Source organism: Burkholderia sp. GbtcB21 (assembly GCF_019091065.1).
Classification (GTDB): Bacteria; Pseudomonadota; Gammaproteobacteria; order Burkholderiales; family Burkholderiaceae; genus Burkholderia; species Burkholderia pyrrocinia_C.
Genome location: NZ_JAGXKA010000037.1, coordinates 1 through 10,717, shown reverse-complemented (window position 1 = coordinate 10,717; position 10,717 = coordinate 1). Strand labels below are relative to the sequence as shown.

The 10,717-nt window shown below is 58.6% G+C and carries 7 protein-coding genes and 2 pseudogenes; 4 read left to right on the top strand and 5 right to left on the bottom strand.

What is annotated here, in order from left to right:
* Nucleotides 1-78: 78 nt before the first annotated feature.
* A pseudogene (locus KVT39_RS38225) lies at nt 79-752 on the bottom strand (IS3 family transposase); the annotation flags it as partial.
* A 222-nt stretch (nt 753-974) separates the two neighbouring features.
* Here KVT39_RS38225 and KVT39_RS35595 point away from each other — a divergent pair.
* From KVT39_RS35595 to KVT39_RS38220, 4 genes and pseudogenes are all read left to right on the top strand, one after another.
* Complete coding sequence (locus tag KVT39_RS35595; RefSeq protein WP_217591316.1) at nt 975-2,618, top strand: hypothetical protein; 1,644 nt, start codon at nt 975-977, stop codon at nt 2,616-2,618.
* 95 nt (nt 2,619-2,713) lie between these two features.
* Nucleotides 2,714-2,827 (top strand): annotated as a pseudogene (locus KVT39_RS35590) (IS5/IS1182 family transposase); the annotation flags it as partial.
* 101 nt (nt 2,828-2,928) lie between these two features.
* A protein-coding gene (locus KVT39_RS35585; RefSeq protein ID WP_217591315.1) for an IS3 family transposase occupies nt 2,929-4,028 on the top strand; the annotation gives its coding sequence in 2 pieces (ribosomal slippage) (nt 2,929-3,181 and nt 3,181-4,028; 1,101 coding nt in all).
* A gap of 46 nt (nt 4,029-4,074) precedes the next feature.
* The gene (locus KVT39_RS38220; RefSeq protein WP_254640775.1) at nt 4,075-4,428 is read left to right on the top strand and encodes a hypothetical protein; all 354 of its coding nucleotides are present in this window, start codon (nt 4,075-4,077) and stop codon (nt 4,426-4,428) included.
* Between the two features lie 444 nt (nt 4,429-4,872).
* Here the strand turns inward: KVT39_RS38220 and KVT39_RS35575 are convergent, their stop codons facing one another.
* The 4 genes from KVT39_RS35575 to KVT39_RS35560 all read right to left on the bottom strand — a co-directional run bounded on the left by KVT39_RS35575 (nt 4,873) and on the right by KVT39_RS35560 (nt 10,461).
* Nucleotides 4,873-5,175, bottom strand: a complete 303-nt coding sequence (locus KVT39_RS35575) for a hypothetical protein (RefSeq protein WP_217591314.1) — start codon at nt 5,173-5,175, stop codon at nt 4,873-4,875.
* A gap of 370 nt (nt 5,176-5,545) precedes the next feature.
* On the bottom strand, nt 5,546-7,000 hold the full coding sequence (locus KVT39_RS35570) for a TolC family protein (protein WP_217591313.1): 1,455 nt from the start codon (nt 6,998-7,000) through the stop codon (nt 5,546-5,548).
* Nucleotides 6,997-9,177, bottom strand: a complete 2,181-nt coding sequence (locus KVT39_RS35565) for a peptidase domain-containing ABC transporter (RefSeq protein ID WP_217591312.1) — start codon at nt 9,175-9,177, stop codon at nt 6,997-6,999. Before KVT39_RS35565 ends, KVT39_RS35570 begins: the two co-directional genes overlap by 4 nt.
* Nucleotides 9,178-9,192: 15 nt before the next feature.
* Nucleotides 9,193-10,461 carry an HlyD family secretion protein gene (locus KVT39_RS35560; protein ID WP_217591311.1) on the bottom strand — a complete coding sequence of 423 codons (1,269 nt, stop codon included), beginning with the start codon at nt 10,459-10,461 and terminating at the stop codon, nt 9,193-9,195.
* Between the last annotated feature and the right edge of the window lie 256 nt (nt 10,462-10,717).

Here is a 10,717-nt window from a genome sequence, read left to right as displayed (position 1 = left end):
TCCTCCGGAGTCCTGCATTCCAAACATGCTCAAGCAGCTTCACCTCCATACGGGCGGGCTACGCTGGCTGGGCGTACTGTACGTCGTGTCGAGTGCCCACGCCTGGTTAGCCCGCTCGATCTTCAGGCAACGCAGCAGATACGGCCAGATTTTGTGCTGCGCGTTGCGGCGGCTCGTGTTCGGCTTGCAGTACAGCGCCTCCACGCCCATGCGCTTCATCAACGTGCGCACGCGACGGCGACCAACTTCATGGCCTTCCCGGCGCAACAGGCGCGCAAGCATCCGTGCTCCGGCAAACGGAAACTCCATGTGCAGTTCGTCGATTCGTCGCATCAGCAACTGATCGGCCTCGCTGACCGGCTGTGGTCGGCAATACGCGCTCGATCTCGCGATGCCAACCAGCCGCGTCTGTTGCGAAACCGGCAGCGCATGCGTACGGTCGATCATCGCTTTGCGCTCAGCAATCCCGACTTGGTGAGCGCGCCGCTTAAAAAATCATTCTCCAGCGTCAACTGGCCGATCTTCGCATGCAGCGTTTTCACATCCACCGGCGGCTCGCTCGACGGCGCGCCTGCCGCGCCAAACACGTCTGCCGCGCGCTCCTGCAACTGCCGCTTCCATTCCGTGATCTGGTTCGGGTGCACATCGAACTGCTGCGCCAGTTCGGCCAGCGTCCGCTCGCCTTTGACCGCTGCCAGCGCCACCTTCGCTTTGAACGCCGCTGAGTGCGTCCGTCGGGTTCTCTTCGTCATGTCCTCGGTTCCTTTGCCAGCATTATCGCTGGCTCAGGCCCCGGCCAAACCACTTATCCGACTGTCCGAATTTGCGCGGCCACCTCTGTACGTGAAAGCGAGGCAGGGTCAAGATCAATTGCCCTTTTTGCTCGACCTCACTCTGCCGCGCAACTACCCCTTCCGAACAAAGCCGCTGCGCAGCATGAGCGCAACCGAGGTGCTCACGGAACTGCAGAATGAATGAGCGAATTTCGCAATTGCATGTTCCTCATTTCTGCGACCCTGAGTCGTTCAGTAGTGCAATCTCTGCGCGAGCATCGCAGCGATCGCCCAGAAACTGATTACCAGATCAAAGCCACCGAACCTATGCCTATCAAATCACTGTCGTCCGGTCACCCTTTGGTGACTCAATCTCAAATTTTTGGGGCAGATGCCAGAACCTCGCGTAATGCCTCACGCACACCGCTTGCGTCTCATGTGACGGGGGTAACGCAAGTTGGGAGCGCAGACTTCCCCGGCAAAGTTACCTCACAGCCATCGAGCAGGGTGCAAATGTCCACTGAGAGTGCGCCAACGATCGCAGATCATATCCGCATCGGCTCGGGCGCGACGGGCAAATCGGTGCAGAACTCCCACGAACCGCAACGCACAAATGCCACGGCGTCTTTGATACAAAATCGCGAGAATGCCGCTAGCCTAACTCCATCCGCTGTTGGAAGTGGAAGTCAAGGTATTGTAACGATTCAAGATCGCAAGCAGCCTTGCCAAATTCCCGCTTTACACATGGTGGGCTTTGAGGTTGAGTTAAATGGCGCAATTTTGGATGGTGTTGCTGCAAAGAATTTTTTTAAACAAAAAGGTTATGTACTCGGGGAGTCAAAAGACAACCCGGGAATTAGGCTGGACCTGGAGGGCGGCCTTAGAACCAAATGGCAAACTCCTATCATAGAGGTGGTAACCACCCCTATTATTGAAAATCACTTGACCCAAGACGGAGGGGCATTCCCTTTCGCATTTGAGACACTTAAAAGCAATTTGACATCCACCAAATTCAAGACTCTCGGGGAAGCAATTTTCAACTACAACGGCCGTGTTTCCGAACGTTTCAGAATAGACCTTATGGAGGGCGCGGGAGAGATTAAGCTAAAAGCCAAGCCGGCAAATGGGGGGAACCAGCAAACCAACATTAATATGGCATTTCGCGATATCGGGACGGGGAAGTGCGACAATATCTTTGCGGATACCTGGAATCGCAAAGATATTATTGGAGTCGCTAGAAGTTTAGCGGAGCGCGCGTGCTCTGATGCGAAAATAAAAAATGATGTAATTAAATCATTTTTGACCTATGTCACCTATCAAGAAATCATATATAAATCTAGGAGGCTGGATGATGCCGGCGTTGCGGAAAAGGTGAACATCAAGCATCATTTTGATACACTCATCAAATCCTCTCCTCAAGATGTTATATTTTCGATATTGAGTCGAGAAGACGCAAAAGAGTTACTTGCGACAAATGATGGCGGGAAGCTCGAGATGGAGTTATTGCATGGTGCGGGTCAATTTATTGGTAGCGCCTCGCGGATGCATAGTAAAAGACTGCATCGAATCTTGTCGAGTGACATGAAGATTAGAGCCGAAATAAGTGAGAGGCAATTGGTGCAGTGGGGTGGTCGAGATGATTATTTTGTTATTGATGATGCGGGGCAAAAAATCAAAATTGTGAAAGATACGCCGCGAGCCAATGGAACAATCCCTCCGGCACTGTACAAGGAAACGCCATGCATTGTTGCCGAGATCAGAACGGCGTCCCATCCTTTCAATAGAAATCAAGGAGGCACAGGTAATTGGTCAAAAATATTCGAGGAAATCAAGCATGAACGTTAAGGGCATTGTCAGGTTGCCGCAGAAGTCGGCGAGTAGAATGGGACATGAAGACCGGGGTGTGGCGGATTTTTAGTGAATCCCGGCCGACCCTCTTTGCGGGTTTCGGCAAATCGCGCATCCGTTTCGAGCGACGGATCGACATCCATACTGCGCTGCTCAAACTCGCCGAATCGATTATCTGTTCGCGATTCGTCGAGGATTTGTGTTAGCCGCTCTAAAGGCGAACGTGACGAAACAGGCTGACCTGAGACGATCCTTGTAGCCATTTGGCAAGTGAGTTCTCTTTTATCCTAGAGGCAAGGAGAACTCGATGAAGAAGCGATTTACCGACGAGCAGATCATTCGGATCTTGCGCGAGGCCGAGAGCCGGGATGAGCCGGTGAAGGATCTGTGCAAGCGCCACAACATCTCGGAACAGACGTTCTACCGTTGGCGTAACAAGTTCGGCGGCATGGATGTGCCCGACGCCCGTCGGCTCAAGGATCTGGAATCGGAGAACGAGCAACTCAAGCGCCTGATTGCCGAACAATTGCTGGTTATCGACGGCCTGAAGGAATTCAGCCGAAAAAAATGAGCACCCCAACGGGCCGGCGCGAAGCGCTGGAAGTCCTGACTCGGCGGGGTCTCTCGCAACGCAAGGCATGTTGCTATCTGGGGCTGAGCCGTCGGGTGGCGACCTATACGCTCAAGCAACCAGAGAAGGATCGAAGTCTGGGCGAGCAACTGATGGCGGCCGCGCAGGAAGTGCCGCGCTTCGGCTACCGGCGGATATCGGCATGGCTGGCGCTGGGCGAATCGCGCGTGCGGAGGATGTGGCGAGCCTTACAGCTCAACATTCCGCGGCGGCGTCCTCGCCGTCGTCGTTGTGGCAACGACATTCGCTTGCCCGGTGCGACACAGCCGAATTCGGTATGGAGCTACGACTTCGTGCACGACCAGTTGGTGGACGGGCGGGCGTTGAAGATGCTTTGCGTGATCGATGAATACACCCGCGAGTGCCTGGCGATCGAGGTCGGCGCCAGCTTGCGGTCGCAGGATGTGATCTTGACGCTGTCGCGACTGATGCGGCTGTACGGCAATCCCGCGTTCGTTCGGTCTGACAACGGCGCTGAATTTACCGCTGCCAAGGTCATGCGCTGGCTACGAGACGCTGCAATCGGTCCGGCCTTCATCGCGCCCGGCAGTCCGTGGCAAAACGGCTTCGTCGAGAGCTTTAACGGCAAGCTGCGTGACGAATTGCTGAACCGGGAATGGTTCCGCAGCCGTGCGGAGGCCAAGGTGCTCATCGAACGCTGGCGGCAGTTCTACAACGAGCGCCGGCCCCATAGCGCGCATCGCTATCAACCTCCGGCCGTGGTCCGTCGAGCCTGGCTGGATTCCGATAATATCGACGCGAGACTCACTGCCTGATTGGCTACAAAATCCCGCCGCAGGTCATGACGCGAACGTCGATTGCGTGATCGCCGACGGCGCGTACTACAGTATGCGCAGACCGCGGCGTGGTCGGCCTGCGGCGTCTGCCGGTGATTCCGCCGCCGGTGATGCGGTGGTTCATGACCAGCCGGCGACACGCTGGCACGACCATCTCGTTCGGTACATCAAGGACAAGAGCATCCATGCATACCGGAACGAATATGGGTACGGCCAGCGCGCACTGGTCGAATCGCAGATCTCGCGAATCAAACGCTGCATCGGCGCGCGACTGCTGAAGCGTCGACTCGAGTCGACGCAGCGCGAGAGTATGATCATCGCCAACTTACTGAACATGTGGAATTCGTTCGGCAGGCCTGTTTGCATCAAAAATGTATAGTTTCGTCAGCAACCAACTTGGTTCATACCCTGCTGAACAAAGCCATCATACCCTGGCAGTAATTTCACTCACAAACTGGGCATTCGTACATTGGCGGACCAAACGGAGAACCATTAAAAAACGCGAACCTGCACTCCGACCCGGTAGGTAACACGACGATTTCCGTCGCCACAGCATTTGCCCCGCCGCTTACGGTGCCAACTTCAATTTGATTTAGCTCAAGCATCTAAGTTATCCGAAAATGCGGTCAGCATTCATGATGCGGAGTTTCACACGCGAAGCGCAACACCCCACAAGCTATTGAGTAGGATCCACATCCCGCGATGTGGCTGCCCCGTCGAATTCGTCTATCGCGCGGATCGCACCCGAAACGATGGATTCAAGGGAATCAAAAAAATCCCGGCTTCGAATCGGACCAATACCAAATCGGACTTAAGCCGGATCCTAATGACATTGCCAAATCGGATCAAAATCGGGATCATTGGCAAAAATGGTGCACCCTGGTTTTTCGGTTGGTGTTGCGACATCGGCTGAACCATTCGAAGAGCCAGAGGTGCTGTTATAAATAAAATAACCGGCAATGCCAGCAATCAAGACCCCGACAATACCGCCGCCAACATTATTGATTTCAGTCTTCGTGAGCTCTTTCAAGGCCATACTCCATGCGTGAAAACCATAAGATAAAAAATACGAATTGCCGAATTTTTGAATAGCAATGTCGATCGAAGCGACTACCGACGGGTTCATTTTTCGTAAGCTAGTCAATATGCCAAACTGACACTGCATGCCAAAAGATCAACACGCAACAACTTTATCATTCGGAATTCCATTGATTGAATGGTAATTGTAATGTTATTGGCGCCTCCCAAAAAAGTCAAGTGGAACAGTCCTGCGAAGGAGTGATCGCACGTTCAGTGAATTTTCTGGCGGTTTGACCGAGAAAGCAATGATGTATCATAGACTTACAAATTCCAGCTGCGCGAAGCTCGCCGCACCTAAAAGTCTTGCTACAGGCGGCTCGACGCCCTGCTACCGCCATTTTTTACCTCAACGACGGCGACTCCTGGGTTTTCCTCAAACCACTGCTGCATCAGGCTCCATGCTTTTTCAGTGCCGACTACCGAGCTTTAATCGACCACAATCCGAGGTTGCCGAGACTCGCCGCGAGCTTGAGCCGCGTGGTGCGCCATTTCGATATCGCCTGCACGCGCTGTTTCTGTGCATCGGCGAGCGCCGTCTGTGCGTTCAGCAGTTCGGTGAACGTGCCGACGCCGGCCTTGTAGCGGCCGCGCGCGACGTCGCGCGAGCGCTGTGCGTCGACTAGCAGATCCCTCGAATTGTCCAGATTCGCGGTGTCGGTCTGCAGGCTCTGATAGCTCGTCCACACGTCGAGCGACACGTTCAGTTCGGTGTTTTGTACGTCGGCTTCTTGCGCGTCGGCCTGCGCCTGCACGGCCGCGACGCGGTAGCCGGATGCGAAGCCTTCGAAGAACGGGATCGTTACCTGGACGCCGATCGTGCTGCTGTGGCTCGAAGTGGTCTGGATGCGGGATTGTTGCTGATAGGAAGGGCTATTTCGGTTGAGGCTGCCCGTGAGCGAAATGCTCGGCCGCCCTTGCGCGCGCACCGCGTCGACGTTCGCTCGCGCGGCCTCGAGCTTCGCGCGCGCGGTGCCAAGCTTCGGATGCTGCCGCTTCGCCTCCTCGATCAGCTGTGCGACGCCTTTCGCGAATTCGTTGCGATCGACGGCTGGCTCGGCGGGCGCGATTTGCAGCGGCGTGTTCGCATCGAGACCCATCGTGACAGCGAGCGTGCCGATCGCAGTCTGCACGTCGCCTTCGGCACTCACTCGATCGAGCACCGCCCGGCGGTAGCTCGTCTGCGCCTGGAGCTGGTCGCTCAGCGTGCCCGCGCCGGCGTCGTGTTTTGCCTTTGCCTCCGCAAGACTTTCCTGCGCGGCGCGCTCGATCTCGCGCGCCGCATCGAGCGCCGCCTGCGCGTCGCGCTGGTTGAAATACACCCGCGCGGCGTTAAAAAGGACCGTCTGCAGCGTGTCATCCTGCGTCGCGTTCGCGGCGGCGAGCAGTTGGCGCGCCTGCCTGAGCGCCGCGCTGCGCCGGCCGAAATCGAACAGCACCCAGCTTAGGTTCAACGCGTCGTAGCGGCTCGTATGGATCTGATTCTGCGTGTCCGTGAGCGTGATGGGGCCGAGATTTTGCTCGTAGGATGTCGATTGCCAGTTCCGCTGAATGCCCGCCGTCGCATTGAGCGTCGGCAGATAGGCTGCCTCATTCACGCCGACCTGAGCCGCCTGCGCGCGCGCATTCGCCCAAGCCTGGCGCGCCTGCGGGTTCGCGCAGATCGCTTGCAGGATCACGTCCTCGAGTTCCAGCGGCTCGCTCGTAAGCTCAGGCTGGCAGGCCGCGTTCCTCAGCATCGGTGCGGCGGGCGTTGCGGACACGTGCTTTCGGGTCCCGTAGATATCGAGCCATTGCGCGTGTGCGGTATGCGACGCGAAAAACGCAAGTGCGCCGGCCGCGACGAGCGTGCGTGTTGTCTTCATCACGCTCACCGTCCCGCGCCAGGTTGGGCCGCCGCCACGGCAGCATTTTCTTGCGCATCGGTGAGCGCGGCCGTCGGTTGATCGAGCGCGACCTTGCCGGCATCGAGCATGATCACGCGCGATGCGGACGCGATCGTCTCCGGACGGTGCGCGACGATTACGCGCGTCATCTTCAACGCGCTGACCGCGGCGTTCACCTGCCGTTCACGCTGCAGGTCGAGGTGGCTCGTCGCCTCGTCGAGCACGAGGATTTTCGGCCGCTTGTAGAGTGCGCGCGCGAGCAGCACGCGCTGCTTCTGTCCGCCTGACAGCACCGTGCCCATGTCGCCGACGAGCGTGTTGTAGCCCATCGGCATCGCAACGATGTCCGCGTGAACGGCCGCGAGTTGCGCGCATTCGGCGACCCACTTCGGATCGGCATCCGGATCGAAGAAGCTGATATTGTCGGCGATCGAGCCCGCGAACAGCACGTCGTCCTGCAGCACAGTGCCGACAAGTGAACGCAGCCGGTCGAGGCCGAGCCGCTCAACGTCGACGCCGCCGATCCGGATCGCCCCGCTCGTCGGCTCGAGCACGCCGAGCAGCACGTTGACGAGCGTCGTCTTGCCGCAGCCGGACGGGCCGATCAGCGCGACCGACTCACCCGGCTCGATCTTCAGCGACACGCCGTCGAGCACGGTCGGCTCGCCCTCCGCGTAGCGGAACACCAGGTTGTCGGCCTCGATGCTTGCCGTGAGATGCTCCGCTTCGCCCGGCACGTGCCGCACACCCGCTTCGGATTCGCCCTGCGTGAACACGATGTCGGACAGGCGCTCGCCCTGCAGCTGCAGCATCTTGACCTCGAAGAACTTGTCGATCAGGCTGCCGACGCGGCTGTCGAACTGGCCCTTGTACGCGTTAAACGCCATCAGCACGCCGACAGTGAACTCGCCGTCCATCACGAGCCGCGCGCCGAGCCAGATGATGACGAGCCCTTCAAGGCCGAACAGCAGGCCGTTCAATTGCTGATACAGCAGTTGCAGCTTCTGCACGTGCAGGCCGGCGTTGATCTGCTCGACGAGTAGCGTGAGCCAGCTTGAGCGTCGTTCAATTTGCCGGTTGAACAGCTTGATCGTCTTTACGCCGCGCACCGTCTCGAGGAAGTGGCTTTGCTGCTTCGCGGCGTGGACGATCTGATTCTCCGCTGCCCGCCGCAGCGGGCGGTACCAGAGCCAGCGCAGCAGCGCGTAGAGCGCCATCGTGCTGAGCGCGACGAACCCGAGCGTACGGCTGTAGACGAACATCATCGCGAGCGTGACAATCGACATCAGCCCGTCGATCACCGCTGATAGGAATGCCGACGTCAGCGTCTGCTGGATCGTATCGATCGAGCCGAAGCGGGACACGACGTCGCCGAGATGGCGGCGCTCGAAGTACTGGACGGGCAGCTTCAGCAGATGCGTAAACACGTTCGCGCGCCATTGCACGTTGAGCGTCGTGCCGAGATACATCAGCGCCCACGCACGGATTGCGCTGGTTGCCTGCTGCATCAACAGCAACAGGCCGAAGCCGAGCGCAAGTACGGTCAGCAGATCACGGTCCGCGCTGACGATCACTTCGTCGATCACCCATTGCAGGAAAAACGGCGACACGAGCACGAACACCTCGAGTGCGATGGCGAGCACGAGGATCTGGCCGAGCGAGCGGGACAGGCCGGAAACGGGGCCGAGCAGCTGGCGCAGCTTGACGGCGGGCGGCGCCTCGCACGGCTTGAAGCTACCAGTCGGCCACAGCTCGAGCGCGACGCCCGTGAACGAACGCGAGACCTCGTCGAGCGACAGCGTGCGCACGCCTTGCGCGGGATCGTGGATCGTCACGCTCTTGCCGCTCACGTCCTTCAACACGACAAAGTGGTTGAAGTTCCAGTGCAGCATGCACGGCATACGCAACTGCCCGAGCTGGTCGAGATCGAGCTTCAGCGCGCGGGTGCCGAGATCGAGACACTGCGCGATGTCGAGCACGCGGCCGAGGCCCACGCCTTTCAGCGACACCGGGAAACGGCTGCGCATCGTCGCGAGGTCGACGTGATGACCGTGGAAGCCTGCAACCATCGCAAGGCATGCGAGACCGCATTCGGCCGCTTCGGTCTGCAAGATCAGTGGCAGCTTGCTGCCGATGCCGAACGACAGACGATCGAGTAGTGACATAGGGGTGAGACCGCGTCAGAGTTTGCCAGTCAGGCTGTAAAGAGGTTCGAGCACCCACTCGTACAGACGGCGGTGCTCCTGCAGGATGTCGGCCTGCAACGCCATGCCCGCCTGCAGCGGCTGCGCCTTGCCGTAGGCCGTCACGTCCTGGGACTTGAGTGCGACCCTGACCCGGTAGTACGTACCGTTCGAGGCGTTTTGCGTTTCGGGCGCACCACTCGTTGCGAGCTCGGCCGCCGACAGCGCGGTGCGCGCGATCGACACGACGGTCGCTTCGTACTGGCCGAACTTCTGGTACGGGTACGCCTGATAGCGGACGAGCACGCGGTCGCCGATGTGAATAAAGCCGACCGCGGCGCTCGGCACAAACAGGTAGGCCTGCCAGTGCGCGCACGTCGGCACAATGCTCGCGAGCGGATGCGACGTGTCGGCCGTTTGGCCCGGCTCGGCGATCACCGCGGTCGCGGTGCCGGTCTCCGGCGCGGTGACGACGAACTCGCGCCTCGCTTCACTTTCGATCAGCGCACGATCAACGTCGATTACGCTGCGGTCGATTTGCGACAGCTGGTTCTGCTGCTTGAGCGACAGACCCGACAGATTGTTGACCGTTTCTTTCAATGCTTGTGCCGTGCTCGCGCGCTCACGCATCAGGCTGTTCAGCTTCGAGCGTTGGTCGAGCAGGTCGCCCTCACGCTGCTGTGCCTGATCCTTCGAGATGTAGTCCTGTGCGAAGAGGACCGCATAACGCGCCGCGGCGTCATCTGCGATCGATGTGCGTTTGCGCTGCGCGGCGATCTGCTCGTCGATACCCGCGAGTTCCGCACGCAGACTCGCGATCTTTGATTGCAGCGTGTTCCGCTCATCCTGTTGCAGCATCTGGGTCGCGTCGAGCTCCTGCAGCAGCGACGCCTTGTGCTGCTGCGCCTGCCCGATGAGTGCCGCCTGCGTCCGTCCGGCCGCAGCGCTCTGCAGATCGTTCGACACGGTGTAGAGCACCTGCCCGCGCGTCACGTGCTGTCCCTCGATGACGTGTTTCTTCAGCACGACGCCCGTCTGCTGCGCATAGACCTTGACGAGGCCCGTGTCAGGCGTGAGCACACCGTCGACCGTCGTACGACGTGTGTACGTGCCGAACGTGAAAAGGAGAATCACGCCGAGCGCCATGGTTGCGGACGTCGCAGCGAGCACAGCAAATGAAACGGGACGGATCAGCACGATCTTACCGAGCGTCTGCGTGCGCTGCGCTTCCTGCGCGGTTCGTCGAAACAAGGGGACTTCGGACATACGGTTGATTTTGAGGCGATAACGCTTAGTGAGCGAACACGATTGATAATATTTGAACTACTTATATAGCCTTTGAATACAGGGAGGCCGCCAGAGTTCGAACGATGCACGAGCTCTCATTTGCTCCGTACTGAGCGCACGTACTACTTCAATTGAGCCTACTGGACGGGCGCAGAAAACCCTAGGGAATCACTGATTAATAGGCGATCACGCGAGGTTATCGACGACGCGGGCGTGGCAAGGCTGAATGCCGAAG